Annotated in this window: 28 protein-coding genes and 1 tRNA gene; 18 read left to right on the forward strand and 11 right to left on the reverse strand. The window is 35.8% G+C overall.

The window, feature by feature from the left end:
• Positions 1-62: 62 nt before the first annotated feature.
• Genes MVE07_RS09685 through rdgB form a run of 3 tightly spaced genes read left to right on the forward strand, consistent with a single transcriptional unit; the run spans position 63 to position 1,890 of the window.
• Positions 63-815 (forward strand): YebC/PmpR family DNA-binding transcriptional regulator, encoded by a 753-nt coding sequence (locus MVE07_RS09685; protein ID WP_297456951.1) that lies wholly within the window; start codon positions 63-65, stop codon positions 813-815.
• Positions 812-1,276, forward strand: a complete 465-nt coding sequence (gene ruvC, locus MVE07_RS09690; protein ID WP_297456955.1) for a crossover junction endodeoxyribonuclease RuvC — start codon at positions 812-814, stop codon at positions 1,274-1,276. The genes MVE07_RS09685 and ruvC overlap by 4 nt, the downstream gene beginning before the upstream one ends.
• Positions 1,273-1,890 (forward strand): RdgB/HAM1 family non-canonical purine NTP pyrophosphatase, encoded by a 618-nt coding sequence (gene rdgB, locus MVE07_RS09695; RefSeq protein ID WP_297456958.1) that lies wholly within the window; start codon positions 1,273-1,275, stop codon positions 1,888-1,890. Before ruvC ends, rdgB begins: the two co-directional genes overlap by 4 nt.
• On the opposite strand, the gene MVE07_RS09700 is transcribed toward rdgB, so the two are convergent.
• Genes MVE07_RS09700 through MVE07_RS09710 form a run of 3 tightly spaced genes read right to left on the reverse strand, consistent with a single transcriptional unit; the run spans position 1,887 to position 4,814 of the window.
• The gene (locus MVE07_RS09700) at positions 1,887-3,308 is read right to left on the reverse strand and encodes an MBOAT family O-acyltransferase (RefSeq protein WP_297456960.1); all 1,422 of its coding nucleotides are present in this window, start codon (positions 3,306-3,308) and stop codon (positions 1,887-1,889) included. The two genes, rdgB and MVE07_RS09700, sit on opposite strands and share 4 nt — an antisense overlap.
• A complete protein-coding gene (locus tag MVE07_RS09705) occupies positions 3,284-4,057 on the reverse strand; it encodes a hypothetical protein (protein ID WP_297456962.1) in 774 nt (257 codons plus the stop codon). The genes MVE07_RS09700 and MVE07_RS09705 overlap by 25 nt, the downstream gene beginning before the upstream one ends.
• Before the next feature lie 28 nt (positions 4,058-4,085).
• Positions 4,086-4,814 carry an SGNH/GDSL hydrolase family protein gene (locus MVE07_RS09710; protein WP_297456965.1) on the reverse strand — a complete coding sequence of 243 codons (729 nt, stop codon included), beginning with the start codon at positions 4,812-4,814 and terminating at the stop codon, positions 4,086-4,088.
• A 129-nt stretch (positions 4,815-4,943) separates the two neighbouring features.
• Here MVE07_RS09710 and rpmI point away from each other — a divergent pair, with 129 nt between their 5' ends.
• The 10 genes from rpmI to MVE07_RS09760 all read left to right on the forward strand — a co-directional run bounded on the left by rpmI (position 4,944) and on the right by MVE07_RS09760 (position 14,748).
• Positions 4,944-5,150, forward strand: a complete 207-nt coding sequence (gene rpmI / locus MVE07_RS09715; RefSeq protein ID WP_029519856.1) for a 50S ribosomal protein L35 — start codon at positions 4,944-4,946, stop codon at positions 5,148-5,150.
• A gap of 14 nt (positions 5,151-5,164) precedes the next feature.
• Positions 5,165-5,521, forward strand: coding sequence for a 50S ribosomal protein L20 (gene rplT, locus MVE07_RS09720; protein ID WP_029519857.1), 357 nt, complete (start codon positions 5,165-5,167; stop codon positions 5,519-5,521).
• Positions 5,522-5,552: 31 nt separating this feature from the next.
• The gene (pheS, locus tag MVE07_RS09725; RefSeq protein WP_345781551.1) at positions 5,553-6,569 is read left to right on the forward strand and encodes a phenylalanine--tRNA ligase subunit alpha; all 1,017 of its coding nucleotides are present in this window, start codon (positions 5,553-5,555) and stop codon (positions 6,567-6,569) included.
• Positions 6,566-8,980 (forward strand): phenylalanine--tRNA ligase subunit beta, encoded by a 2,415-nt coding sequence (gene pheT / locus MVE07_RS09730; protein WP_297456974.1) that lies wholly within the window; start codon positions 6,566-6,568, stop codon positions 8,978-8,980. Before pheS ends, pheT begins: the two co-directional genes overlap by 4 nt.
• A gap of 255 nt (positions 8,981-9,235) precedes the next feature.
• Positions 9,236-9,793: a 5-formyltetrahydrofolate cyclo-ligase gene (locus MVE07_RS09735; RefSeq protein ID WP_297456977.1), complete on the forward strand. Its 558-nt coding sequence runs from the start codon at positions 9,236-9,238 to the stop codon at positions 9,791-9,793.
• Positions 9,790-11,451: a ribonuclease Y gene (rny, locus tag MVE07_RS09740; protein ID WP_297456980.1), complete on the forward strand. Its 1,662-nt coding sequence runs from the start codon at positions 9,790-9,792 to the stop codon at positions 11,449-11,451. Before MVE07_RS09735 ends, rny begins: the two co-directional genes overlap by 4 nt.
• Before the next feature lie 111 nt (positions 11,452-11,562).
• Positions 11,563-12,036, forward strand: coding sequence for a hypothetical protein (locus tag MVE07_RS09745; protein ID WP_297456983.1), 474 nt, complete (start codon positions 11,563-11,565; stop codon positions 12,034-12,036).
• The gene (locus tag MVE07_RS09750; protein ID WP_297456987.1) at positions 12,009-12,788 is read left to right on the forward strand and encodes a hypothetical protein; all 780 of its coding nucleotides are present in this window, start codon (positions 12,009-12,011) and stop codon (positions 12,786-12,788) included. Before MVE07_RS09745 ends, MVE07_RS09750 begins: the two co-directional genes overlap by 28 nt.
• A gap of 13 nt (positions 12,789-12,801) precedes the next feature.
• Entirely contained in the window at positions 12,802-13,575 is a 774-nt protein-coding gene (locus MVE07_RS09755) for a TIGR00282 family metallophosphoesterase (protein ID WP_297456990.1), read from the forward strand.
• Positions 13,576-13,581: 6 nt separating this feature from the next.
• Complete coding sequence (locus MVE07_RS09760; protein WP_297456993.1) at positions 13,582-14,748, forward strand: HDOD domain-containing protein; 1,167 nt, start codon at positions 13,582-13,584, stop codon at positions 14,746-14,748.
• Here the strand turns inward: MVE07_RS09760 and metH are convergent.
• Positions 14,745-18,305, reverse strand: coding sequence for a methionine synthase (gene metH / locus MVE07_RS09765; protein ID WP_297456996.1), 3,561 nt, complete (start codon positions 18,303-18,305; stop codon positions 14,745-14,747). The two genes, MVE07_RS09760 and metH, sit on opposite strands and share 4 nt — an antisense overlap.
• A 215-nt stretch (positions 18,306-18,520) precedes the next feature.
• Between metH and speD the strand changes: the two genes are divergently transcribed.
• Both speD and MVE07_RS09775 read left to right on the forward strand, forming a co-directional pair.
• On the forward strand, positions 18,521-18,922 hold the full coding sequence (gene speD / locus MVE07_RS09770) for an adenosylmethionine decarboxylase (RefSeq protein ID WP_029519866.1): 402 nt from the start codon (positions 18,521-18,523) through the stop codon (positions 18,920-18,922).
• Positions 18,923-19,012: 90 nt separating this feature from the next.
• Positions 19,013-19,450, forward strand: a complete 438-nt coding sequence (locus MVE07_RS09775) for a pyridoxamine 5'-phosphate oxidase family protein (RefSeq protein WP_297457000.1) — start codon at positions 19,013-19,015, stop codon at positions 19,448-19,450.
• Positions 19,451-19,484: 34 nt separating this feature from the next.
• Here MVE07_RS09775 and MVE07_RS09780 read toward each other — a convergent pair whose 3' ends face one another.
• Genes MVE07_RS09780 through MVE07_RS09790 form a run of 3 tightly spaced genes read right to left on the reverse strand, consistent with a single transcriptional unit; the run spans position 19,485 to position 22,335 of the window.
• Entirely contained in the window at positions 19,485-20,099 is a 615-nt protein-coding gene (locus tag MVE07_RS09780) for a DUF3365 domain-containing protein (RefSeq protein WP_297457003.1), read from the reverse strand.
• 11 nt (positions 20,100-20,110) lie between these two features.
• Complete coding sequence (locus tag MVE07_RS09785; protein WP_297457006.1) at positions 20,111-20,752, reverse strand: phosphoribosyltransferase family protein; 642 nt, start codon at positions 20,750-20,752, stop codon at positions 20,111-20,113.
• On the reverse strand, positions 20,752-22,335 hold the full coding sequence (locus MVE07_RS09790; protein ID WP_297457009.1) for an ATP-binding protein: 1,584 nt from the start codon (positions 22,333-22,335) through the stop codon (positions 20,752-20,754). Before MVE07_RS09790 ends, MVE07_RS09785 begins: the two co-directional genes overlap by 1 nt.
• 62 nt (positions 22,336-22,397) lie before the next feature.
• On the opposite strand from MVE07_RS09790, the gene MVE07_RS09795 reads away from it, so the two are divergent.
• Together MVE07_RS09795 and MVE07_RS09800 are read left to right on the forward strand one after the other, a co-directional pair.
• Entirely contained in the window at positions 22,398-23,513 is a 1,116-nt protein-coding gene (locus MVE07_RS09795; protein ID WP_297457012.1) for an MFS transporter, read from the forward strand.
• Between the two features lie 26 nt (positions 23,514-23,539).
• Positions 23,540-24,544, forward strand: coding sequence for a tetratricopeptide repeat protein (locus MVE07_RS09800; RefSeq protein WP_297457015.1), 1,005 nt, complete (start codon positions 23,540-23,542; stop codon positions 24,542-24,544).
• Here the strand turns inward: MVE07_RS09800 and gmhA are convergent, their stop codons facing one another.
• Positions 24,545-25,126 (reverse strand): D-sedoheptulose 7-phosphate isomerase, encoded by a 582-nt coding sequence (gene gmhA, locus MVE07_RS09805; protein WP_297457017.1) that lies wholly within the window; start codon positions 25,124-25,126, stop codon positions 24,545-24,547.
• Between the two features lie 54 nt (positions 25,127-25,180).
• Between gmhA and MVE07_RS09810 the strand changes: the two genes are divergently transcribed.
• Positions 25,181-25,271, forward strand: a tRNA-Ser gene (locus MVE07_RS09810).
• Positions 25,272-25,584: 313 nt separating this feature from the next.
• Here the strand turns inward: MVE07_RS09810 and MVE07_RS09815 are convergent.
• The 3 genes from MVE07_RS09815 to MVE07_RS09825 form a co-directional block, all read right to left on the reverse strand.
• Positions 25,585-25,878 carry a hypothetical protein gene (locus MVE07_RS09815; RefSeq protein ID WP_297457020.1) on the reverse strand — a complete coding sequence of 98 codons (294 nt, stop codon included), beginning with the start codon at positions 25,876-25,878 and terminating at the stop codon, positions 25,585-25,587.
• Positions 25,832-26,284 (reverse strand): hypothetical protein, encoded by a 453-nt coding sequence (locus MVE07_RS09820; RefSeq protein ID WP_297457023.1) that lies wholly within the window; start codon positions 26,282-26,284, stop codon positions 25,832-25,834. The genes MVE07_RS09815 and MVE07_RS09820 overlap by 47 nt, the downstream gene beginning before the upstream one ends.
• Positions 26,253-26,443: hypothetical protein (locus MVE07_RS09825; protein ID WP_297457026.1), on the reverse strand; the 191-nt coding region annotated here is incomplete at its 5' end. The genes MVE07_RS09825 and MVE07_RS09820, both read right to left, overlap by 32 nt.

Consider the following 26,443-nt stretch of genomic DNA (forward strand, 5'->3'; position numbering starts at 1 on the left):
TTGCAATATTCAAAATAGAAATAAATTAATGACCGTGAACAATTCAAGGAGGTGTTTCTTAAATGGCTGGACATAGTAAATGGCACAATATAAGACACAAAAAAGCAAAACAGGATGCTAAAAGAGGACAGCTTTTTACAAAGCTTCTCAGGGAAATAACAGTTGCAGCAAGACAGGGCGGTGGTGACCCTGAATTTAACCCAAGGCTCAGAATTGCCATCGAAAAGGCTAAAAAAGCAAATATGCCAATTGAAAATATTGAAAGAGCAATCAAAAGAGGAACAGGTGAATTAGAAGGTGTAAACTACGAAGAGGTTGTTTATGAAGGATACGGTCCTGAAGGTGTCGCTATTATAGTTGAATGTCTCACAGATAACAGAAACAGAACAACGTCAGAGGTAAGACACCTGTTCACAAAACACGGTGGAAATCTTGGTGCATCCGGTTGTGTATCATTCCTTTTTGAAGAAAAAGGAGTAATTCTTGTCCCTAAGGACAGCATCTCTGAAGAAGAACTCTTTGAGAAAGCAATAGAAGCAGGTGCAGAAGACCTTATAACCGATGATGAAAACTACTATGAAGTCAGAACAGAACCAAAAGACCTGTATGCTGTTAAGGAAGCCCTTGAGAAAGAAGGAATTTCCATAGAAAAAGCAGAAATAACAAGAATTCCAACAACAACAGTTGAAATAAAAGACCCTGAAACAGCACAAAAACTTCTTAAACTACTTGATGCCCTTGAGGATAATGACGATGTTCAAAAGGTTTACTCAAACTTTGAAATGTCAGATGAACTGATAAATCAGGTGGCATGATAAAAGTTCTTGGTATAGACCCGGGGAATTATTCCACCGGGTTTTCTATTTTGATAGGCAAAGGAAATAATTTTAAGGTTGAACGTTCAGGAACAATAAAATCCAGAAAAAGACCTGACAATCTTAAAAATATATTTAATAGCTTACAGGAAATTATTGACAACCATTCTCCAGATGAGATAGCTCTTGAGGCTGCATTCTATGGGAAAAATCCCCAGTCATTAATCAGACTTGGGGAGGTAAGAGGTATAATTCTTTTAATCTCTTCAATAAATAATATCAAGTTGTTTGAATATACACCCCAGCAGGTAAAAAATGCTATTACCGGATATGGCTGGTCTAAAAAAGAGGAAGTTTCTCTAATGGTAGAAAAAATTCTGGGAGTCAAAACCCAGACCCATGATGAAGCTGATGCTATTGCCGTTGCATTTTGTCATCTTTTATCAAGGGGGAAAATATGATTGATAAAGTTCTGGTAGCCACAACAAATAAAGGAAAATTAAAGGAATTCAAGCAGCTTTTATCAAAATACGGAATACAGGTTTTATCCCTTGAAGATATGCCTGAAAAATTTGAAGTAGAAGAGGATAAAGAAACATTTTTAGAAAATGCGATTAAAAAAGCCAGAGAGTATGCCCAGTTTTACAAAATACCTGTTATTGCTGAGGATGCAGGTTTAGAGGTAAAAGCCTTAAACGGATATCCCGGTGTGTATTCTGCAAGATTTTATGATATTGAGTTTGGAGGCAAACAGCCTCTAGAGGAAAATAAGGATAAAGCCAATATTAAAAAGCTCCTCAGACTTATGGAAGGTGTTGAGGATAGGGAGGCCAGATTTGTCAGTGTTGTTGTTTTTTATAATCCTGAGGATTTCGGTCTATGGACAGAAGGATACTGCTACGGGAAAATAACAGATAAGCCTATCGGGGATAAAGGCTTTGGATATGACCCAATTTTTGTTCCTGAAGGATATTTGGTAACAATGGCACAGCTTACACCTGAAGAAAAAAACAAAATATCCCATAGAGGAAAGGCAGTTAGAAAATTAGTGGAAAAACTTCAAAAACTCCTCTAAAAACTTTCATACAAAAATGGTGAAACAGCAACCTTATAGTTAAGTAAGAATATAGCTATCAAAAACAAAATAGAAGATACTGCATAAAATCTATATGGAGGAAGATTTACAATAAATTTCTCCTTTAGCCAGCTATCTATGAAGGCTATCCCAAAACCAATGATTAAGGGAATAACAATATCTGTTCTGAAAACAATAAAAGAAGCCAGTCCTACAGGATTAAAACCTGTAACCATTGTCACAAAATAATCCTTTAAAGTTGATATATCAGTAATCGCAAAAACAATCCATAACACAGCAATTAGATTAAATGTCAAAAACCACATCAGATATCTTTTTATTCTGCTATCTTCCTTTAAATCCCGCGTAAAAATCACACCAAGTCCATGGGAAAATCCCCAGATAATATAGTTAAAGTAATTACCATGCCATATTCCACTTAAAATAAAGGCAATCAATATATTGATATATGTCCTGATTTTTCCCTTCCTATTGCCACCTAATAAATCAATATAAACATAATCCCTTATCCACTGATAAAGTGTTATATGCCATCTTCTCCAAAATTCCCTGAAACTTTTGGAAAGATATGGCGACCTGAAATTTTCAGGGAGGTTAATTCCCATAAGCAAAGAAGTTCCCCTTGCAATGTCTGTATATCCCGAAAAATCCAGAAATATATAAGCTGTATAAACATAAATATTCATAAATAACTCTTCACCACCAAAGCCTGCAGGATTTGAAAAAATAGCCGAGGAATACTGGAACAGATAATCAGCAAACCATTTTTTTATAATACCCAGTGCCAGTAAAAAAACACCAAGATTTAGCTCATTAAAAGTTTTATTTTTGTAATTCCAGTTAACCTGCCTGATAAATTCCCTGTATCTAACAAGGGGACCTGCAAATATTTTTGGAAAATATATTGAATAAAGCAGAAAATCTATCAGGAAAAACTTTCTAAATTTCTTTTTATAAAAATCAACAAACATTGAGATTGCATTTAAAGAAAAGTAAGAAAGACCTATAATCTGAATAAAATAATTAGGCTCTGTTTTTAAAAGTGGCAGATAATCCTTCATCATAATTAGAGGGATAAGATTTATAACAATAGCAACAATCAAAATAGCTTTACGGACAGAGGGCTTATTATCAAATAAATCCATATTCCTGAGCAGGAGATAGTTAATAGCAATAAGGTTCATAAATATAAAAAGTGCAGGCAGGTTTCCCTTGAGAATCAGTAGATAATAAATAAATCCAATAAAAACCTGAAAAAGTTTATAGCCTGTAATGCTCAGTCTGGAGGAAAAATAACTCAGCAAAAATAATGGAGGAAGTAACAGAAAAAACAAAAAATTACCGATTCTCAGGTGGTCTATACATCCATTTATTAGCTCTTGCATACTATTTCCCATCTTTTTTTAAGTTTACCTAATATCTTTTCCCAAAGGATTTTGTAACCGCCTTTTTTAATGGAAGGATGTATTTTGTCTTTTTTCAGAGGAATTTCATCTATAAACTCATCCATTGCAATGGTTCTGTCTCTGCCTATTGTATCTTCAATAATAGTCTTTAGATTTTTATTCTTTACAGCAGGGACAACCCAATATATATCTATATTTGGGTTTATCTTATGTATTTTTTTGTAAAATTTTTTGATGGAAACAAGCATGCTAACCCTGTCCATTTTCCATTGATTAGCTCCAAGAACAACCAGAAGCAGCTTGTATTTAGGTTTTTTTAATTCTTCTAAAAAATCCTTATCAGACATCCATTTATATGTGGTTGTAGAATGTTCAACAAAAAATTTGATATTTTTGAAACAATGTTCTTTCCTTACGTGTTTTACATACTCAAGATAAAGGCCTTCTCCAAGGGAATCACCAACCACCAAAATACCATCAAGAGACCTTTTATTTTCCGGCTGGATATCAATATTTAAGATGTTTGACAAATTCAGATTCAGTTCCAGATTCTCAGGGGGTTCCGTTTTAGCTATTTTCTTATCTTTAGGCTCTTCTTCCGGCTGTAATTCTGTTATTACAGTTTTTTTATTATCTAAAACAATTTTTGCCAACTGAACACATTTATTTGATGGCACAGGAGGCTCTAATTCAGAACTTTCCACAACCCATGAATAAACAATATTAAGCCATGCTGCCATTAAGGTAATAAAGATAAGAAGAATACTTTTATTTTGCATCTACCGACGGAATTGCTTTTTTTAGTATTATTTTCGCCCAGATTTCACTGCTTTTGATATCTGGATGAACTCCATCCCACAGTGAAAAATCATAATACTTAGACAAAATTAGTTTGATATTCCTACTGGAAAACTTCCTTACAAGATATTCGTTCAAATTGTTATCATTTGGAATAGGAGGTGCCACCAAAACAATCTGGGGTTGTTTATGGTAATGACGAGAAACCTTCTTAATAAAGTTTATAAGCTGAACCAGCTCTATATAAATCTTTTCATTACTTTCCTTGTTATATATATCATTTGTCCCTGTTGATATAACAACAATATCAGGCTTGTGGATATGAAGGGAAAAAAGAAGATTTTCCTTATAAAGTTCATCTTCTGTCCATTTTTCTGTTCTTAAACCTCTTTTGAATACATACGCACACTTAATTCCTTTTTGGATACATAATTTTTTAGAAGGATTTTTTATGGCTTCAACCATACTATCGCCAACAAAAAGGATACTTAGCTTTTTAGGTCTATAGAAAACAGGTTTTAGCTTTACTGCTTTTGAGGGTTTATTTTCTAGTTTGTGCTTTATTTCTTCGGTCTGGATTACTGTTTTATCAGGGGTATAAGGCTTTTTGTCTTTTTCTACAGAACTTTTCTGGGCGCAAGAAATAACAAAAAAACCGAAAAACAAAACAAATGCAAGTTCTATAATTTTTATATTCATTATGAAAATTCCCCCATATATGACCTGCAACGAGTAATTATATACTACAATTTGATTATTTTCCAAAAACTTTTTATACTATTAAGTCTATTTCCTGATATTTTCCTGCAATAAAAAAGGAGGTTTATTATGGCTAAAGTTAAAATGAAAACTAACAAAACAGCTGCAAAAAGGTTTAAAGTTACAGCTAAAGGCAAAATAAAGTATTGGAAAGGTGGAGTATCCCACTACAATACTAAGAAAACAAGAAAAAGAAAAAGACAGGGAAGAAAAGCACAATACGTTCCTGAAAATCTCAAGGACAAAGTCGCAGCTTTAATCCCTTATCAAGTGTAAAAGGAGGAAGATAAATGAGAGTAAAAGGACCATCATCTAAAAAACATAAGAAAAAAATTCTTAAACTTGCAAAAGGTTATTACGGAGCAAAACACCGCTCTTACAGAAGAGCTAAAGAACAGGTTTTAAGGTCTCTTCAGTATGAATACAGAGATAGAAGACTTAGAAAAAGGGACTTTAGAAAACTCTGGATAACAAGAATTAATGCAGCAGCAAGATTAAATGGCCTTTCTTACAGCCAGTTTATACACGGGCTCAAGCTTGCAGGTGTTGACCTCAATAGAAAAGTGCTTGCTGATATCGCTGTTACAGACCCAGAAGGGTTTGCAAAATTAGCAGAAACAGCAAAATCTGCACTGGCATCAAAATAAGCAGAGGGTAAACTTGAGCCTGAAAGAAGATATAAAAAGCTTAGGAGAAGAGGCAAAAGCCCTTATCCAGAAAGCAACTGATCTAAAACAGCTTAATGATATAAGGGTAGCGTTTTTAGGTAAAAAAGGTAAGCTAAAAAATATCCTGAAAACTTTAGGGAAACTATCCCCTGAGGAAAGAAAAGAGATAGGTCAGCTTGCCAATAAAATAAAAGAAGAATTAGAAGAGCTTTTAAAGTCTCAGGAAACAACTCTAAAACAAAAGGCTTTAGAGGAAGAACTTCGTAAAGAAAAAATTGATATAACTCTTCCGGCAAGCTGGATAGATATTGGTTCTTCCCATCCTGTTATATCAACATTAATTGGGATTTCCGAGATATTTATATCTATGGGCTTTTCTGTTGCCGAGGGTCCAGAGGTTGAAAAGGAAGAGTATAACTTCGATATGCTAAATATCCCTAAAGACCATCCGGCCAGGGATATGCAGGATACATTTTTCCTGAACAACGGGGATATCCTAAGAACGCACACATCCCCTGTTCAGGTTAGAACAATGCTTACAAGAAAACCACCAATCGCAATAATTGCACCTGGCCGTGTTTACAGAAAAGATGCAGACCCAACCCACTCACCGATGTTCCACCAGATAGAAGGTCTACTTGTTGATGAAAATGTGACATTTAGAGACCTGAAAGGTATCCTGAAAATATTCTTAGAATCTGTATTCGGCAAAGACGTAGGCATAAGATTCAGACCAAGCTATTTCCCATTTACAGAACCATCAGCAGAAGTTGATATAAGCTGCACAGTTTGCGGTGGAAAAGGATGCCGTGTCTGCAAAGGAACAGGATGGCTTGAGATACTCGGATGTGGAATGGTTGACCCTAATGTATTCAAAGCGGTAAATATAGACCCTGATAAATATTCAGGATTTGCATTCGGGCTTGGTATAGAAAGGATTGCAATGCTTAAATACAGAATTACCGATATCAGACTACTATTTGAAAACAACATGAGATTTAACCATCAGTTCAAGGGGATAAGATGAGAGTTCCTTATTCATGGATAAAAGAGTTTCTTGATATAGATGAACCTGCAGAGAAGGTAGCAGAAAAACTTAATGAAACAGGTATTGAAACAGTTGTAGAAAAGTTTGGACAACCGATAGGCAATATTGTTGTTGTAAAAATACTCTCTGTTGAAAAACATCCTGAAAGGGATAGACTTCTTATATGCAGAGTTACCGACGGAGATAAAGAGTATCAGGTAGTAACAGCAGCCAAAAATGTATTCACAGGTGCAAAGGTTATACTGGCAAAGGAAGGAGCCCAGATAGGTGATATCACTATAAAACCTGTAAAATTCGGCTCCTTTCAATCTGAAGGAATGTTCTTATCCCTTGAGGAATTAGGTCTTGCAGAAAAAGCAGAAGGGGTTTTGATACTTCCTGATGAAGTAAAGGAAGGCACAGACCCAAATAAACTCCTTGGACTTGGTGAGGATTACATATTTGAGATTGAGATAACCCCAAATAGAGGAGATGCTCTCAGCGTTAGGGGTTTAGCCAGAGAAATAGGGGCTATTTTCGGTATTAAAAGAAAAGAAAAATATCCTGTTGTTTCAATAGCACAGGAAAATCCACCACAGATAGAACTCCAAACAGACAAAGTAAGCAGATACAGAGGAATAGTAATCAAAGGGGTAAAAATCCAGCCTTCTCCATTTGACCTGCAGCTGAAACTTATAAAATGTGGACAAAACCCAATCAATAATGTGGTGGATATCACCAACTATATTCTCCTTCAGGAAGGGCAACCTTTACATGCCTTTGATTTAAATAAAATTAAAGGCAAGGTTATAGTTAGAAATGCAAAAGAAGGAGAAACAATTATCACCCTTGACGGAGAAGAGAGAAAACTAACAACTGAAGATATTGTGATAGCAGATGAAGAAAAACCAATTGCAATAGCCGGTGTAATCGGCGGAGAAAACACAAAAGTTGATGAAAACACAACAGACATTCTCCTTGAGGCTGCAGTTTTTGATAATATCTCTGTCAGAAAAACAGCAAAAAGACTGGCTATCAGCACAGAGTCTTCATACAGATTTGAAAGGGGAGTGGATATAGAAAATCTCCCAAATGCTCAGGATAAAGCAGTTGAACTTATTGTGAAACTTGCAGGTGGAGAGGCTGTAGGTGAAACAGATATATACCCTAAACCATATCAACCTGCAAAAATAAAACTTAGAGAAAAAACTACCAGCAGAATTTTGGGAATAGATATCCCCAAAGAAAGGGCAAAAGAATTACTGGAAAGACTTGAAATCCCTACAGAAATTGTAGAAGATGGAACAATCTCAGAAATACCGGCATTCAGAGCATTTGATTTAGAAAGGGAGATAGACCTTGTTGAAGAGGTTGGCAGATTAGAAGGCCTAAATAAACTGGAAGAAACATATCCATCAATATCTGTAAAAAGCTATAAAAAAAGTGATAGCTTTCTGTTTGAGCTGAGAACAAGAGATTTCTTCAAAGATAACGGCCTTGATGAGGTCGTAACCTATACCTTTGTTGATGAGGACATTTACAACATTTTAGGACTTCCTGTCCCTCAGATACAGATTAAGAACTATCTACTAAAAACACAGAGTATAATGAGGGACAACCTTGCAGTTAGTTTGATAAAAACTCTGCAGCATAACTTAAGATTCCAGAATAGAGACCTGAAAATATTTGAAATATCATCTGCTTTCTTTGAAGACCATGAGGAGGTAAGGGCAGGAATTCTGGCAACAGGTAGATATATAAAAGGATTTAACTACACAAAAGGTGATAAAAAGTTCTCCACAACTGAAAAATGGGATTTCCTTAAGCTGAAAGGTATTATAGAAAGTTATCTACATGGTTTAGGTTTTACAGATGTTGAGTATAAACCTTCAGAAAAGCCGTTCCTTAATCCTTACGAATCTGCCGAAATTTATGTAAATAATCAAAATATTGGGTATTTAGGCAGAATACATCCAGAGAAAGCAGATAAACTGGAAATTCCTAAAGATGTCTATATTGGAGAGCTAAAACTGAGATATGTTTCAAGAAAACTACAGGAAGACACATTAAACAAAACAGGTTATCTGTTTAACCTGTATTTAACAAGAAAACTTCCTGAGTTTAAAGAACTTCCTAAATATCCATCTGTTAAAAGGGATTTTGCATTTGAAGTTGACGAAAATCTGCAGGTGGATAAATTATTAAAAGCTATAAAAGATAGCTCAAACCTTGTGGAAAAGGTTGAGCTGTTTGATGTTTACTTTATTGATAAAAACAGAAAAAGCGTTGCTGTTTCTGTTGAATTCAGAGCAGAGGACAGGTCTCTGTCTGATGAAGAGGTAAATAAAATTTCTGAAGAAATGATTGAAAAGCTTGAAAAAACTTTTGAAAACCTGAAACTTAGAGCATAGGAAGGCTAAAGCGGTAATAATGGAATTTTATATAGATTTTTATAAAAGAATACGTTTCCTGCGGGGCTCGATAGGGATGTGACGATAGTTTCTGGGCTATAGCTACTGGAAAGGGAGCCCTATATCCCGTGTATCCCGTGGGAACACGGTGCGGGCACCCACCTTTGATTTGGGTCCAGAAAGGGACTCACCATCCCGTCGGCCCTCCGCGGGGTTTTATACCGCGTTGGCCTTCCATGTTAATGGGAGGTCAGATTGAAAGAGAGTATTAGAAAAGAGATTTTAAGTAAGAGATTAAGCCACAGGCAGATTGAGGAGCAGTCTGCCAAAATAGCAGAAAAATTCTGCTCCCTGCCTGATGTAAAAAATGCAAAGAATATACTTCTTTACTATCCTCATAAAAATGAGGTAGACACAAGACCTCTTATTGAAAAACTTCTAAAAAAATCAGATATTTCTGTCTTCCTCCCTAAAGTTTCAGGTGAAGATATTTTACCTGTTCATGTCAAAGACCTGTCCTCACTAAAGTCAGGCTATGCAGGAATTAAAGAACCGGAAGGATTACCTGTAAATCCAGAAGAACTTGATATTGTTGTTGTTCCGGCTATTGCATTTGACAAAAGAGGGCATAGACTTGGATATGGCAAAGGATATTACGATAGGTTTTTAAAGAAAACTAATGCACTGAAGGTGGGGTTTGCATTTGATTTTCAGGTGATTGATGAGCTACCAGTAGAAGAACATGACATTCCTGTGGATTTAATCATAACCCCTACCAGAGTAATAAAGACAAAGGAGGAAGAGAAAAGATGATAGAGATAATAGTTGGAGTTTCAGCTTTAGCAGTAGGAGGCGCTGCAGGATTTGCAGCATGCAAGACAACTGTAGGAAAAGCACTTCAAGAAAAAGAAAAAGAAGCAGAAAGGATAATTGCTGAAAAAAATAGAATTGAGTCAGAAGCAAAAAGAAAAGCTGAGGAAATCATCAGACAGGCAGAAAAAGAAGCAATGATTAAGGCAAAAGAGATTGAAAATGAAGCTTTGCAGCTGAAAAAAGAGCAGGAAATTATTATTGAAAAAGAAATTCTCAAAAGAAAACAACAACTTGAAGAAGAACTTAAAAAGGAAAGGGAAGAACTTCAAAATCTTGAAAAAACCCTTATGACAAGGGAAGCTCAACTTGAGAAAAGAATTGCAAGAATAGAACACAGAGAGGAAGAACTTGAGAAAAAATGGGACGAGGTTAAAAAGTTAGAGGAAGAAATCAAGGCTATCCAGAAAGAGATTGAAGAAAAAGAACAAAAAATCAAAGCTGCAGAGGAGCAGTATATCCTTGAGCTCCAGAGAATCGCTTCTATGACTAAAGAGGAAGCCAGAGAAGAGCTTATGAAAAAAGTTGAAGAAGAAGCAAAATTAGAAGCTGCTAAACTGATGAAAGAGATAGAAGAAGAAGCAAGAAAAGAAGCAGAAAAAGAGGCAAAATGGAATCTGGTTACAGCAATACAGAGACTTGCACCAGAAGTAACAACATCATATACAATCTCTGTTGTTGACCTGCCTTCCAACGACCTAAAAGGTAGAATTATTGGAAGGGAAGGTAGAAATATCAGAGCATTTGAGATGGAAACAGGAGTTGACCTGATTATTGATGATACCCCTGACATTGTTACGATTTCATCATTTGACCCTCTTAGAAGGGAAATAGCAAAAGAATCCCTTGAAAGATTGATAGCAGACGGAAGAATACATCCAGGAAGAATTGAAGAGGTAGTATCAAAAGTAAAAGAAGAAATGGAAGCAAAGGTCAGAAAACTTGGTGAAGAAACATGTCTTGAGCTTGGATTTACAGATGTCCATCCTGAACTTTATTACTACATAGGAAAACTATACTATAGAACATCCTATACACAAAACGTTCTGCTGCATACAAAAGAAGTTGCATACCTTGCAGGAATGATGGCTGCTGAACTGGGACTTGATGAAAAAGCAGCCAGAAGAGGAGGTTTAATGCATGACATTGGAAAATCTATTTCCCACGAAGTTGGGGGTTCCCACTCTAAAGTCGGAGCAGAACTGGCAAAAAGATACGGAGAACCTGATGTGGTTATAAATGCAATTCTTTATCACCATAATGATGAGCCTGCAAGATATCCGGAAGCGGTCTTAGTAGCTGCTGCAGATGCTTTATCAGCAGCAAGACCAGGAGCAAGAAGAGAAGCTCTCCAGTCTTATATCAACAGACTGGAAAAAATTGAAGCCATTGTTAACTCATTTGAAAATGTTGAAAAATCATTTGCTATACAGGCAGGAAGAGAAGTTAGGATTATAGTAAACGCAGAAAAATTATCAGATGAAGAGGCATATCTTCTGACAAAAGAAATCGCAAAAAGAATAGAAAAAGAAGTAGAATTCCCAGGACAAATCAAGGTAACCACAATCAGAGAATCAAGATTTGTAGAAGTTGCCAAGTAATAAATTTAAAGGGGCTATATATTAGCCCCTTTCTTTATTTCCTCCTTTTTCTCTTTTGATTTATAATTTTCAGGTTATCCTCATCAATAATAAGGTTAGGAGGAGCAAAAAATGAAAATCGCCCCTGCAGACAATGTCTGGATTTTAGTTTCAACAGCCCTTGTTTTACTGATGTCTATTCCGGGACTTGCTATTTTTTACGGAGGTCTTACCAGAACAAAAAATATCTTAAACACAATTATGATGGTTTTTGGAACCTTTGGTGTTGTTAGTCTGCTGTGGATTTTATTTGGATACTCTTTAACGTTTGGAAATGATATCGGCGGAATAATAGGAAATCTGCAGTATTTCCTATTATCAGGAATAAAACCTTCTGACCCTGCACCTGCAGCAGAAAATCTTTACCATTATTTATTTATATTCTTCCAGATGACATTTGCAGCAATTACCGTTGCCCTTATGGCTGGTGCTTTTATTGAAAGAATGAAATTCTCTGCATGGCTAATTGTATCTGCATTATGGGGAATTTTTGTTTATTTCCCTGTAGCCCACTGGATATGGGGTGGAGGTGGCTTTCCAATTTAGGAACACTGGATTTTGCCGGTGGTCTTGTCGTTCATGAAACATCAGGATTGGGTGCACTGGTTGGAGCGTTTATATTAGGCAAAAGAAAAGAGCCTATAATGCTACCTGCTAATCTTGCACTTGTTGCAATAGGAACAGGGCTATTGTGGTTTGGATGGTTCGGATTTAACGGTGGTTCTGCACTTGGCATATCTGCACAGGCCGTATCAGCAGCATTTACAACATCTATTGCTGCATTTATGGGTGGTTTAACATGGATGTTCCTTGAATGGATATTATTCAAAAAACCAACCTCCCTTGGTATGTTTACAGGAATAATAGCAGGACTTGCCACCATTACCCCTGCTTCAGGTTTTGTTGATCTTGGGGCTGCTTTAATTATAGGAATACTTGCAGGTATCGTATGTTTTACAGCTGTTGTATATGTAAAAAACAAAGTTGGATATGATGATTCTCTGGACGTATTTGGTGTTCACGGTGTAGGTGGAATGCTTGGGGCTTTATTACTGGCCGTATTTGCAAATCCAGATATAGCTGATGTTGCCGGAATTATTTATGGAAGTGCTTCACAATTAATGCCACAGATAATTGGTATTATCGCCGTTGGTATTTATACAATTATTGTTTCTGCAATCATATTTAAAGTAGTTGATGTTATTATTGGCCTCAGAGTTCCTAAAGAATATGAGATAGAAGGCCTTGATGAAAGAATTCATGGTGAAAGGGTTATGAACGAACCTATAAAATTTTAGGTAAGGAAAGAAAATGAAATTTTTATGTATTGGCGATGTTATAGGAAGAACAGGGAGGAACGCATTAAAACGCTTCCTCCCTGAAATTAAAGAAAAATATAAACCGGATTTTGTAGTTTTAAATGGAGAAAATGCAGCAGGTGGTTTTGGTTTAACAAAAAAGGTTTATGATGAACTTCTGTCTATGGGAATTGACGTAATAACCTCAGGAAATCATATCTTTGATAAAAAGGAGATTACCCAGTTTATTGACCAGGAAGAAAAACTTCTTAGACCTGCAAACTATCCCCCCCAAGCCCTTGGCAGAGGATACGGCATTTATGAAAAAAACGGCAAAAAAATAGCTGTTATTAATTTGATGGGAAGGGTTTTTATGGGAATTCCATTAGACTGTCCATTTAGAAAATTTGATGAAATTTATGAAAAAATCAAAGATGAAGCTGACTATATAATCGTGGATTTCCATGCAGAAGCAACTTCAGAAAAGACAGCCTTTGGATATTATGTTGATGGGAGAGCCGATATTGTTTTTGGCACCCATTCCCATGTGGCAACTGCTGATGAAATGATACTACCAAAGGGAACAGCCTATATTACAGACGTAGGCCTTACGGGACCCAAATACTCTGTAATAGGGATGAAAATTGAAGAACCAATCCAGAAATTTACAACAGGAATGCCTGTTAAATATGATGTAGCAAAAGGTCCATTGTTATTTCAGGCATTATTTGTTAAAAAAACAGAAGAAAAAACCGAAATTATAAGACTAAAGCTTGAAGAGGAGTGAAAAAATATGGCTTTCTCCGGAGAGTTCTACCTTACCAAAGTTCCTATACTGGATAAACACAAAAAAATTTTTGGATATTTTTTGTCTATAAAAGATTATGAAGATAAGCCTGTATCGGTAAAAGAATTAGCAGATATCCTGGTTCATACAGACCTGAAAAAACTCTCCGGAAACTATCCTGTGTTTTTGAAAGTTGAACCTGAAATACTTACCCATGACATCCTTGATTATCTTCCTGCTGACCAGATTATATTTTTACTTGATACTTTTTCCCTGAGTGATGAGCTAATCGCAATTATCAAAGAGTTAAAAAAAGAGTTTTTTAGATTTTCCTTTGTTTATGATTCGGATTTTGAAAAAGTTAAAGACCTCGCTGACTATATATTCGTAAATATTGATGATATAGATTCACAGATATATATGCTAAAAGACAAAGCTATAATCACAGAAATATATACCATGGAAGAATTCAATGACCTTGTTAATGAAGGATTTAAGTATTTTAAAGGGGATTTTATATTTAAACCTGCCACTATTGTTGAAAAAAAGATAAATCCATCAAAACTTGCTGTAATGGAACTTTTTACAAAGGTAAGGGAGAATTTCAATCCTAAAGAGATTGAGGAGTTAATAAAGAGAAATCCTGATTTGAGTATAAGTCTTTTAAGATACGTTAATTCGGCAGCTTTCAGTTTTCGTAGTAAGATTACTTCTATCAGGCATGCTATATCAATACTGGGTCAGAGAAATCTGCTCCAGTGGTTATTGTTATTTTTATACAGGACAGGAGAAAGTGAGCCTTTTGCAGAAACATTACTTGAAGTTTCTGCAGAAAGGGGAAAAACAATGGAAATTTTAGCCCAACAAATAGGTCTTCCTGATGAAGAAACAGAAAAAGCCTTTCTGGTTGGAATCCTATCCCTTGTTGATAAATTACTCGGAGTATCCCCTGAAAAATTAGGTAAAGAATTAAATCTTGATGAAGAAATTGTAAACGCCATCTCCCAAAAAGAAGGTATATTAGGAGAACTTTTATTTATAGTTGAAAAAACAGAAGAAGGGAAAATAGGAGAGGCCTCAGATATTATTGAAAAATTAGGCCTCCACCTTAATGATGTTATGTCTGCCCAGTTAAAAGCATTCGCCTGGTTTGAAGAAATAAATCTTGTTTAAACTGCAAAATAGGTTGCCTCTGGGTGATAGACCACTATAGCATCTGTTGATTGTTCTGGCACTATCAGGTAGTTTTCTGTCAGGGATATTCCCAGCTCTTCAGGTTTCAGGAGTTCAAATATCTTTTCGTTCAAGCTAAGGTCTGGGCATGCCGGATAACCGGGAGAATATCTTGCTCCCTGATAGTTCCTAATCTGCCAGTTTACGTCTTCAAGGCTTTCTCCTTCATTTTTTGCTATTCCAAGCTCTATTCTAATCTGTTTATGGACTATCTCTGCAAGTGCTTCTGCAAGTTCTACACCAAGACCATGTATAAGATGGTATTCCTTGTATTTTCCTTCTTTGAAAAGCTGGTTTTCATACTCAGATAGCTTATCCCCTGCAGAAACTACTGTAAAAGCCACAACATCATGTCTGTCATTGTGGAAATAATCTGCAAGACATCTGTAAGGTGGTTTTGTTGAACGGGGGAAGTTCATAACAAGCTCTGCTGTGCCTATTATATTCTCAAGGGGTTCCCTATTTGCATCTTCGTCTCTTTTCCAGCCTTCTGTTTCAGGGAATATAATAAGGGAACATTCTCTATTTTCTTCATTTTCCTCAGGAAAATCAGACCTACAAGGCCAGTATCCATATATAATTTTTGGCTGGAACAGGTCTTCTTCTATTAGTAGTTTTTTTAGTCTTTCAAATGCTGGGAGTATTTCTTCTTTTTTCAGCCTTTCATACTCTTCTTTTGTTTTTCCAGACCTTGTGTATCCCCATGCTCTTTTGAATAGCCCGCCTTTATTTATCCATTTAAAAGCAAGTTCCTGTATATACCTGTAAAGTTTTTTATCTTCCATCTCAGGATAAATCCATATCTTTCTTCCCCAGAATGGAGGAACAGGGACAGGAACGCTTCTGTCTGGCATTTTAATCTGGCTAATAGGAGGTATTTGGACTTCTTCTTTAGGTTCTTTTAGTTTTTCTTCTATCTCTTCTTCCTCTTTGTCATATCCCAGATCTGTATCAAGGGGAGATACACCGTCCCATTTTTCAATCCTTGTCATTGCCTCTATTCCATCAAAGGCATCCCTGCAGTAAAAAATTGGACCATCATAGATAGGTCTGCAATATTCATCAACAAAGGCTTTATTTAGGGCAGCTCCACCAAGGAGAACTGGGACTTTAAGTCCTCTTTTTTGCATCTCTTCAAGGTTATTTTTCATCTCAAGGGTTGATTTTACAAGGAGGCCGCTCATTCCTATGGCATCAGCGTTATGCTCCTTATAAGCCTTTAGGAATTCTTCAAGCTCAACTTTTATCCCAATATTCACAACCTTAAATCCGTTGTTAGTCAGAATAATATCCACAAGATTTTTCCCAACATCATGAACATCCCCCTTGACTGTTCCAAGGATAAGGGTTGTTTGTTTGTCCTTTTTCTTTTTAGGTAGATACTGGTTTAGATAATCAACGGCAGCTTTCATAGCCTCTGCAGACTGGAGAACAAAAGGAAGTTGCATTTTCCCTTCACCAAATAGGTCTCCTACAACTTTCATCGCATCAATCAGAATTTCATTAATGATTTTTTCAGGGGGTATTGTATGCCTTGCCTCCTCAACAGCCTGTATTAGCTTTTCCTTTTCTCCGTCTATAAGAAGTTTCTTAATTCTTTCTTCAATAGGTAGTTTTTTAAGCTCATCTTCTTCCGCTTTTAAGTCTCTATCTTTTGCATTTGAAAAATGCTGTATAAATTTAAACAGTGGGTCTTCCCCATTTTCCCATCTATTGAAAAGCAGGTTTTCACATACCTTTCTGTCTTCCTCTGATATTTTGTGATAAGGGATAAGATGTTTTGGGTTTACTATTGCCATTGTAAGACCGGCCTGAACACAGTGGTGTAAGAAAACAGAGTTTAGATATTTCCTTGCTGTCATATCCAGACCAAAGGAAACGTTTGATATACCAAGAACAAATCCAACTTCTGGATGTCTTTTTCTGATTTCCTTAATAGCCTCTATAGTCTGGATAGCTGCATCCCTGTATTCCTCATCTCCAGAACCTACAGTAAAGGTAAGAACATCAAAAACAAGGTCTTCCGGGTGTAATCCGTGTTTTTCTGTTGCCAGCTTATACATCCTTTCTGCAACTTCAACTTTTCTTTCTTTTGTTTTTGCCATTCCTTTTTCATCTATGGTAAGAAGAACGACAGCTGCTCCGTATCTTTTTGCCAGCTGGCAAACCTTATTGAACTTTTCTTCTCCATCTTCAAGGTTTGCAGAGTTTAGGATTGGTCTTCCACCTATCAGCTTAAGGGCGGTTTCAAGTGCAGGTGGCTGTGTGCTGTCAGGCATAAGAGGAATAGGGATTTTTTCATTAAATCTGCTGATAACCTCTTTCATATCTTTTATTTCATCTCTACCTGCAAAGTTTACAGAAACGTCTAATGCGTGTGCCCCTGCCTTTACCTGCTCCTGTGCTATAGACAAAATAGCGTCATAGTCCTCTGCAAGAAGCAGCTCACGGAATTTTTTAGAACCTGTTGCGTTTGTCCTTTCTCCTACTAAAAATGGAGGAGGCTCCTGTTTTAATGACTGTATGCCATATAGAGAGGCTAATGCCCGTGGCTGTTTCCCTTTTGGTGGCTTTGGTTTTCTTCCTGCCACTTTGTCAGCAAGGGCTTTTATATGGGCAGGGGTTGTTCCACAGCATCCACCGACAATAGCAACACCATCTATATCTAAAAATCTGCTTTCTTTTTCTGCGAACTCTTCAGCTCCCATTGGGTAGTATGTATGTCCACCTCTGTTTTCCGGCAAACCTGCGTTTGAGTGTATAGATATAGGCTTTGGCCAGACTTCAGAAAGCTTTTTTAGATGCTGCTCTATCTGGTCTGGTCCTGTTCCACAATTAAAACCAAGGGAGAGAATATCAAAAGGTTCCATAATGACAGCAAGGGTCTGGGCATCTGTTCCAATAAGCATTGTTCCAGAAAGCTCAATTGTAGCCGAAACCATAACAGGAATATCTCTTCCTTCCTCTTTTGCTGCGTCCTGAACAGCATGTAAAGCAGCCTTTATCTGTAATGGGTCTTGAAATGTTTCCAGCAGGAATACATCAACCCCGCCGTGTATAAGGCCTTTTGCTGCTATTTTGTATCCTTCATACATCTCATCGTAATGGATATGTCCAAGTGAAGGCAGTTTTGTTCCAGGTCCCAGAGAACCTGCAACAAATCTTGGTTTTTCCGGAGTTGAGTATTTATCACATACCTGTCTTACAAGCTGTGCTCCGGCTTTCGCAAGCTCATAGGCTCTGTCTGGTATATCATACTCTTCTAAAACCCAAGGCAAAGCCCCAAATGTATTTGTTTTTATAAGGTCTGCCCCTGCCTGTGCATACTTTTCATGAATAGAACGGATTATATCAGGGGCTCCAACATTTAAAACCTCATTACAGCCAACCTTTCCCTGCCAGGCATCCATAGGAACAATCATAGATTGAATCATTGTTCCCATAGCACCATCTATAACGAGAACCTTTTCTTTAATAAGCTGTCTCAAATCTGCCATAATCTCTTACCTGTATAAATTTTTGTGGATTAATAACTTATCAAAATTTATTGCCTTTTCACAGGGTATGATTAATTTAATATTGCAAAAAAATTTAAAGCTAACATATAATATATTGCTGCAAATTTTATTAAACCTTAAAGGAGGTTTTTTGTCATGGGCAGTTGTAGCCCGACGCGATTTTTAATTGAAAAAACAAAAATGGAGGATAGAAAATGGAAAAAACCCTCGGACTGCATATCTTAGCTGACCTTTACGGAGTGGAGTTCGACAAAATTGATCATGTCGAAGATGTAAGAGAGCTCCTTGAAGGAGCAGTCAAGTATGCAGGTCTAAGCAAATTATCTTCCCACTTTCATCAGTTCTATCCACATGGTGCAACAGGTGTAATCCTTCTTGAAGAATCCCATATCTCAATCCACACATGGCCAGAGCATGGCTATGCTGCGATAGATGTTTATACTTGCGGTGGAAAGGAAAAAACATTCAAAGCAATGGAATATATCTTAAAAGTTCTCAAGCCTAAGAGAGTTGATGAGAAGGTTGCGGAAAGGGGAGTCGTTCCTGTAAACGAAGCTGCAACCAATATAGAAAAGATAGAACTGGAAACAGTGTAATACTGTTTCCTTTATACGTTTTTTGTGATATGAACCATTGTTCTTCCTAAAAGGGATTACTATATTTAAATCTAAAAAGGAGGAAGAACAATGGCAGAAAAATTTATTCCAGATAATGTTTTACCTGAACTGCAGGATTTAACCCCGTCTGTCCTTGCGACAAGCAAAGATAATAAGCCTTATACGACTTTTATAACATGGCTTATTGCCAAAGATAACAGCACGGTAAGATTTGCTCTAAGTAAAGATAGTTTTTCAACAGAAAACTTAAAATCAAACCCTTATGCCAGCATAGAAGTTTTTGGAGAAGGTTTTGCCCTCAGTATTTCAGGAAATACAAAGCTTATCGTTGATGAAATAGAAGAACTTCCTTTCCCGGTTTCTGTATTTGAACTAAATGTTGAAAAGGTTGTGGATAATCTATTCCCCGGTACAAGTGTAACAGGTAAAATACCTTTTGAACATACAGGGGATACAGTTCAGGCTAAAGAATTTGATAGAATTGTTTTAGAAGAGTTAAAAAAATAAAAGAAAAGCCCTGGAAACAGGGCTTCGTTTTATATTATAAGCAGGACTTTTTAATCACATCTTCAGGAATAGAAACTCTAATAACTCCTCTGAAATCTCCAAGTTTGTATCCAGTTGCTTTATCGTTAGGATAAAGTTCTTTTAATTTTTTTACTACTTTTGGATCCATTGATTTTGGATCTCCATGGCATGTAAGACATACACCCTGTATTTTCAATGGCTTGTAATATCTATATTCTCCTTTTAGCTTCTGTATATAGTAAGGAGGAAGTTTACCTGTTTCTTTATATGTTTTCTCAAAGAATTTAAGTGCTTCAGCTTCATATTTATCAGGTTTGTTTTTAGGATTTCTATATTTAAATGTTGTTCTTTTTATCTCTATATCTCCAAAATCCTCGGCAACTTCCTGTGTTATTTCCATTGCCTTTTTGGAACAGGTTTCAATAGCTCCTACAGGGCCTTTAGTTTTAAGGGCTTTTTTCAGCTCAGCCTTTAATTCTTGGAGGAGCATCTGAGCCGCATCTTCACCGAAATCTTTTATTACTTTAATTTTTTTAGGAGACATTTCCACATTTGTATACTGGGGCTGTCCACACGAAAAAAGTAAACCTGCTGATAATACCGTAGCTGCTACTGTTAATTTTTTCATTTTTCTCCTCCTTATTGAACCAATAAATTTTTTTCTTTGGCTTTCTGCAGATATTCAAAAAGTTCGTAATCCTGAACCTGATGAAAGTCTTGATAATACGCACCAACTGCAAAAAATGGTGTGTCTACCTTATGATAACATATCACTTCATCAAATATTTCTCTGGCTCTTGATATGCTATCTACAGGACATACAGGAACTGCAAGTATTACTTTTTGAGCTCCTCTTTCTTTTACAGACTTCCCTGCAGCCATTGCAGTATATCCTGTTGCTATTCCATCATCAACAATGATCACTATTTTTCCTTCAACATCTGGCTCTTTACCATCTGCATATTTCTCAAGTTTTTTTCTGGCTTCGTTTATGGCTTTTTGTATTGCCTCTTCAATATAAGGATACCCATAAGCATAAGGAGAGAGTATATATGTCCCATCTGGAGTTGCTGCTCCAATTGCTGCCTCTGGGTTGTCTGGAGGGGTTATTTTTTTGGCAATTATCATCCCAAATGGGATACCCAGCTTTTCTGCAATTTTATAAGCAACAGGCACTCCACCCCGTGGAATAGCCAAAATAATTGTATTTTCAGGATTATCTATGTAATTTTTCAGTAGATCTGCCAGTAGTAAGCCCGCTTCCTCTCTATCCTTAAACATCACAGATTATCCAGCTCAGATAGTATGTCTTCAACTTTATTGCCTTCTTCTTTTAAAATTTCTTCCCATTGACCTACTACGTCAATATCATTTCCTTCAATTTTTTCTTCTGCTTTGTCAATTTTTACAAGGAGAGGGATTTTTGTCATATTTCCTATTATTATTGCTTCTCCAGGGTTTAAACCCGGCAGATAATCCATAAGTTCCTGTGATAAAGCTTCACTGGCTCTCTGGACATGCTTCTGATCTTCCGGTTCTACCAGTTTAAGAATAATCATATTATTCATCTGGGATAGTATTTCCTTATCCAGACCTTTTGGTCTCTGGGTTACAACGGTTACGCCTAAGCCGAACTTTCTACCTTCCCTTGCTATCCTTGCAAGATAGTATTTTGCTTCTGTATTCCTTTTTTCTCCTGCAAGTATATGTGCTTCTTCTACTACTATCATTAGCGGGAAAGGTAGTCTTGAACTTCCCTGCCTAACGGCTTTTTTCCTTTCTTCTAAAGCCCATCTGAGAATATTTGAGGCTATAGCATCTGCCACATCTTCATCTAATTCTGAAAAATCAAATACATTTATCATTCCCGGTTTAATATTGTCTATAAGTGGAGGAACACCTAACTTCACTATATGTCCAAGTTCAAGTTCCAGGTCTTCTAACTTATTTATAACCTCAAAAAGTGAGTCTTCTCTGATCTTTCCTTTTATGTAGCCTCCTATTTCACTTTCAGGGTCTGCCATATTTTCAAGATTTTCTTTAAGTCTGTTTAAAAACTGCTGGGTGTCTGTATGGTTTTGCCACTGCTCTCTTTTTTCTTCAAGGAATTTATTTATTGTGTATTCAAGGGCAATTCGGAAATATCTGAACTGGACATAAGCATTTGGTTTTATTCCTATAAGAGAAGCAAATTCTTTAGGTTTAAGAAGTGCAGGGTTAATAAGAGGCTGTATATGGTTAATTACTGATTTTCCATTTCTTGTGATTTTAGATTTTGTATACTCACCGTGAAAATCAAAAACAGCAACAGTTCCACCTAAATTTGTTATATTTTTCAAAAGCACTGAAACTGTATTTGATTTTCCTGCACCTGTTACAGCAAGAACAGCCAGATGTCTGAGGACTATCTGTTCTATATCGACATACACAGGAACTTCTTCTTTTTCTGAAAGTAGCCTTCCAATTCTTACAAACTTTTTGCTTTTTGCACCAAATATTTTTTTTAAAAGCTCTGGGTTAGCTTCATAGACTTCTGATGCAGGTAAAGGAGGTGTTCTTGGTATCTGAAGAAAAACCTCATCACCAACATCTATAATTTCACCTAATATCTGGATTTCTCCTTTAAGGATATTCTCCTTTTCTGAGAATTTTTTTATGCTTTTGGCCTGCTGTGGTGTTCTTATTGATTCTGATAGATAAGGATTATCTCTCTCTAAACTTTGTATCATTCCAAGGAGAGATTTATCTTTTCCTTCTTCGTTATATTTCAGGACAACAAACTGACCAATTCTGACAATATCATCAGATAAAAAATTTACTCTGTTAGGTCTGGTAGACCCGACACATATTCCTATTTGTTTCATCCTTCCCGTCCTTATAAAATATTATTTTTCACATTATACAAAAACACAGATAAGAAAACATTATGGATAAAAGGAAAATATCTGCAATAGCAATAATAAATATACTTACTTTTCTGGTTTCCTTATCCTATGAAATGACATTTACAGTTATGCCGTTTTTCCTTGTTAATTCTCTTGGCGTTTCTATGGTAGTTATAGGTATTCTTGAAGGTGGTTATGATCTTGTGTCAAATCTTGTGAAAATACTTTCAGGATATTGGTCTGATATATTCAGCAAAAGGAAATTTTTACTAACAGGTATTTTTCTGTCCATAGCCGCAAGATTTTATTTCATATTTGGTAAAAAATGGGATGATATATTAATGGGAACAATCTTGGATTCTGTATCTGATGGCACAATAGTGCCTATTTCAGACACAATCTTGTCTTCTGAAAAGAAAAAAAGCTTAGGAAAAACCTTCGGCATAAACAGGGCTATTGAGAGTATCGGGGGACTTTTGGGTATCCTTGTTGCATTCCTTTATACTGCTTTATTCCTTGATGTGCCATATCAAAAATATTTTTATTTAAGTATTATTCCCTTATTAATTGCAGGGATTGTTATCCTTTTTCTTCCGGAATACAGACCTCCGACAAAAAAATATAGAATTCCCATAATATCCTGGGAAATGTTTTTCCCAAAATACCTGTATTTATTTTTTATTCTCTCTTTTGCAAACTTTGGTTATTCCTTTTATATTCTAAAAGTATATGACCAGACACTTAGTGAATATAAAACAGTCGGCATCTATGTTATATTTACAATAATAATAGCTATAGCTTCATACTTAAGTGGAAAATTTTATGACCGATTAGGAGAGAAAAGGTTTTTATATCTGACAATTTTTTTATTTTTTATATCTCATCTGCTGATGATTAGTTTATCCATAATGGGATTTATAATATTTGCTTTTGCAGATGCATTTCTTGAGATTGGAATATGGGCTACAGTAGGGAAAAAGGTAAAATTTAGAAAAGGATTTGTATTTGGAACTTATCACTTTATTGTAGGATTTTCATCTCTACTTGCAGGGGTTGTTGCAGGATATTTATGGGATACAATAAATCCCGAGGCTCCTTTTATAATGGGAAGTATAGCCTCTGTAATTGCATTTATTTTAATTAGAAGATTTTTTTAGATAAAATTAAAAGAAAAAGGAAAAAAATGAGTAAAATAGGAAAATTTTTAAGCAAAACCCCACAAGAAGAAAATGGAATAGAACAGGATTTAGCTGATATACACCCGTTTAGTCAGGTTAAACCCAGGAAAAGAAAAAAATATATTGCTCTAATCGCACTTGGGATTTCTACACTAATTGTTTATGCTACTGTGGCTTATTTTCTACTTAAAGAAAATTCTGAGAAAAACACTGGAGAAAATTTACATCAGCAAGAGATAGCTAAAAAAGAAATACCTCCGGAAAAATCTGTTAAAGTAGAAACAAATATAAAAACAGAAAACAAGCCTGAAGCCCTTGAAAAACCTAAAATAACATTTGTCCCAAAAGCTATAGATTTTAAAATAAATGTTTCAACTATTCATAAGGAAATATCCCTTGGATTAAAACGTATCTCCGTTCCAAAGCTCTCATACAGGAAGCAAAAGCCAGCGTCAAAGTATAAAAGATTACTACAAGAAGCCAAAACAGCTGAACTTAATAAAAATTATGATGAGGCGATCAGGCTATATAAAAAAATCTGGAGCATATCCAAAAAAAATCCAGAAGTTTTATACAGAATTGCCTTGAACTACTTTAAAACCGGTAAATTTTCAGTAGCCCAAAGATATTTAGACCAGTATCTAAAAATAAATAAAGACGATATTCAGGCCGTTATTCTAAGTGCAAAAATTAGCGAGAAACAGGGTGATATGAAAAAAGCCCAGGCTATTCTTGAAGAGGCTTACTTTTTACATCCTGAAAATAAAGATATACTTGAAAATTTAGGAAAGCTCTATGAAAAACAAAATGAACTACTTGTTGCAAAGGATATTTATAAAACACTTGCTGACCTTGGATATATTGAAGGAAAACTTGGGCTGGCAAGAATATACGAAAAACTAAATGATAAAGCCTCTGCAATGCAGATATATCAGGAAATTTACGAAGACCCTAATACTCCGGAAGATATACGCCAAAAAGTTGAAACAAAGATTATTTCTCTGCAGTAATTATTCCTGTATTTCTCCAGTTAGATAAAGGTCTATTACATTACATAATGCATGCTCTAGTGTAAGATGAACCTCCTGAATTCTTGCCGTTCTGTTATGGGGAACGATAAAAGCTGTATCAACAATATCTTTTAGCTTTCCTCCATCTTTACCTAAAAAGCCCACTGTAAATATTCCTAACTTTTTTGCAACTTCAACTGCATTAATCACATTTTCAGAATTTCCACTGGTGGATATCCCTATCAGAATATCCCCTTTCTGCCCTAAAGCCTCAACCTGTCTGGAAAATATATATTCAAAACCATAATCATTTCCAATGGCTGTTAAAGCTGATGTATCTGTTGTTAGGGCTATGGCAGGATATCCTTTCCTTTCCTTTTCAAATCTTCCTACTATCTCAGCTGCAAAATGCTGTGCATCTGCGGCAGAACCACCATTTCCACATATTAGAACCTTGTATCCTGCTTTGAGCCTTTTTGCCATTAATATCCCTAATGCAGCTATTTGCTCTGAATATTTATAAACAAACTCCTTTTTTAATGAGGCACTTTCCTCAAATATATTTATAATAAGGTCTTCCATTTTTCTCTCCTTGATTTTTTATTAGAAGATATTATAATATATACTCTCTCACGCGGAGGGTTGGCCGAGCGGACGAAGGCGGGTGATTTGAAATCACTTGAGGGTTAACAGCCCTCCGGGGGTTCGAATCCCTCACCCTCCGCCATTAAACTACTATAATTTCCGAAAAAAATGGGACACCCCCACCTTCGCAAACTCTTGATACTCAATAATCAAAAAGGTGTCCCAGACACATGATTTTTTGGTTTTCACTTTGTCCGAAAAAAATGGGACAGTTTGAAAAATTTCTGATTTATTTTGAGATTATTCTTTGAAGTTTTAAGCCCAGCTTTCTGAAGCAATTTCTACAAATGTGAAGGTGGTTTTTGAGTTTTCCGTCAACATAACCACTGTAGTGGAAAATATCTCTGCCTTTATAGGTCTTTTTGCAAAAATCACATTTGATAATAATATCTGGCTTATTGTTCATTTTTTAAACTCTCTTTCAAACTCTCACACCAATTTTTATACTTCAACCAATTTTCAGATATTATCTTTGCGTTTTCTGTGTCTGCACAATAATAGTATTTATTTTCAAACTTTACTCTGAATATCTGATAAGGCGTAAACTCTGGTTTTTCAGGAATAACAGGCTTCTGGCACTCTATATAAACAGGCTTTTCTATGTATTTGTAAACTATTTTGGGTTGCTGTTTAACCCCACAGCTACTTACCAATGCTGTTAAGCACATTAAAAATAATATCTTTCTCATTTAAAGCCTCTCTGGTTTCTATTTTTATTTTGCAATTTTTCTTTACGATTGTTTTTGGTTGTATATCTTTAGGTTCGCTTTGCTTTAATTTTTGCAGGTCTGATATGAGCTTGTCTTTGCTCTTTAATAATTTTCTACAGAGTTTTTGATTGTTTTTTAAGTTCTGCTGCAGTTGTTTAATTACTTTATCTTTTGAATTTATGTTTTCTAAGAATGTTTTATTGTTTGATTTACAAAGTTTTAACTCCTGATCTATCTGCTGGGACTGCAATCTTATTTGTGAAATATTTCTTTTTAGCTGTTCTATTTTTAACTTTTGATATAAAAATACACCTGCTATTAGAGCAATTAGAATCCCATATAAAATAAACCTTTTATTCACCAGTTTTAATAGAATTGACAGCATTTTTAGCCACCTTCTTTATGCTCGGAATTGTTTTGTTTATTCCATATAAGGCTGCTATTAGTATCATCTGATTTAAAGGCAAGTCTGGTATTTTAAGGGTTTTGATTGTTATATAAGCTGCAGATAGTATGTAGTATAAAAGAAGGAGAAATCCTGATA

Origin of the sequence: Persephonella sp., assembly GCF_027023985.1 — a bacterium.
In the GTDB taxonomy this organism is placed as follows: Bacteria; Aquificota; Aquificia; order Aquificales; family Hydrogenothermaceae; genus Persephonella_A.

Coding starts and splice junctions, on each gene's coding strand:
- MVE07_RS09775 (WP_297457000.1), top strand. CDS start 19,013: ATGGCAGAAAAATTTATTCCAGATAATGTTTTACCTGAACTGCAGGAT.
- MVE07_RS09700 (WP_297456960.1), bottom strand. CDS start 3,308: ATGGGAAATAGTATGCAAGAGCTAATAAATGGATGTATAGACCACCTG.
- ruvC (WP_297456955.1), top strand. CDS start 812: ATGATAAAAGTTCTTGGTATAGACCCGGGGAATTATTCCACCGGGTTT.
- MVE07_RS09780 (WP_297457003.1), bottom strand. CDS start 20,099: ATGAAAAAATTAACAGTAGCAGCTACGGTATTATCAGCAGGTTTACTT.
- gmhA (WP_297457017.1), bottom strand. CDS start 25,126: ATGGAAGACCTTATTATAAATATATTTGAGGAAAGTGCCTCATTAAAA.
- MVE07_RS09685 (WP_297456951.1), top strand. CDS start 63: ATGGCTGGACATAGTAAATGGCACAATATAAGACACAAAAAAGCAAAA.
- MVE07_RS09815 (WP_297457020.1), bottom strand. CDS start 25,878: ATGAGAAAGATATTATTTTTAATGTGCTTAACAGCATTGGTAAGTAGC.
- rplT (WP_029519857.1), top strand. CDS start 5,165: ATGAGAGTAAAAGGACCATCATCTAAAAAACATAAGAAAAAAATTCTT.
- rdgB (WP_297456958.1), top strand. CDS start 1,273: ATGATTGATAAAGTTCTGGTAGCCACAACAAATAAAGGAAAATTAAAG.
- MVE07_RS09785 (WP_297457006.1), bottom strand. CDS start 20,752: ATGTTTAAGGATAGAGAGGAAGCGGGCTTACTACTGGCAGATCTACTG.
- MVE07_RS09755 (WP_297456990.1), top strand. CDS start 12,802: ATGAAATTTTTATGTATTGGCGATGTTATAGGAAGAACAGGGAGGAAC.
- rny (WP_297456980.1), top strand. CDS start 9,790: ATGATAGAGATAATAGTTGGAGTTTCAGCTTTAGCAGTAGGAGGCGCT.
- MVE07_RS09710 (WP_297456965.1), bottom strand. CDS start 4,814: ATGAATATAAAAATTATAGAACTTGCATTTGTTTTGTTTTTCGGTTTT.
- MVE07_RS09820 (WP_297457023.1), bottom strand. CDS start 26,284: ATGCTGTCAATTCTATTAAAACTGGTGAATAAAAGGTTTATTTTATAT.
- metH (WP_297456996.1), bottom strand. CDS start 18,305: ATGGCAGATTTGAGACAGCTTATTAAAGAAAAGGTTCTCGTTATAGAT.
- MVE07_RS09760 (WP_297456993.1), top strand. CDS start 13,582: ATGGCTTTCTCCGGAGAGTTCTACCTTACCAAAGTTCCTATACTGGAT.
- pheT (WP_297456974.1), top strand. CDS start 6,566: ATGAGAGTTCCTTATTCATGGATAAAAGAGTTTCTTGATATAGATGAA.
- MVE07_RS09800 (WP_297457015.1), top strand. CDS start 23,540: ATGAGTAAAATAGGAAAATTTTTAAGCAAAACCCCACAAGAAGAAAAT.
- MVE07_RS09795 (WP_297457012.1), top strand. CDS start 22,398: ATGGATAAAAGGAAAATATCTGCAATAGCAATAATAAATATACTTACT.
- MVE07_RS09705 (WP_297456962.1), bottom strand. CDS start 4,057: ATGGCAGCATGGCTTAATATTGTTTATTCATGGGTTGTGGAAAGTTCT.
- MVE07_RS09790 (WP_297457009.1), bottom strand. CDS start 22,335: ATGAAACAAATAGGAATATGTGTCGGGTCTACCAGACCTAACAGAGTA.
- MVE07_RS09745 (WP_297456983.1), top strand. CDS start 11,563: ATGAAAATCGCCCCTGCAGACAATGTCTGGATTTTAGTTTCAACAGCC.
- rpmI (WP_029519856.1), top strand. CDS start 4,944: ATGGCTAAAGTTAAAATGAAAACTAACAAAACAGCTGCAAAAAGGTTT.
- MVE07_RS09750 (WP_297456987.1), top strand. CDS start 12,009: ATGGGGTGGAGGTGGCTTTCCAATTTAGGAACACTGGATTTTGCCGGT.
- speD (WP_029519866.1), top strand. CDS start 18,521: ATGGAAAAAACCCTCGGACTGCATATCTTAGCTGACCTTTACGGAGTG.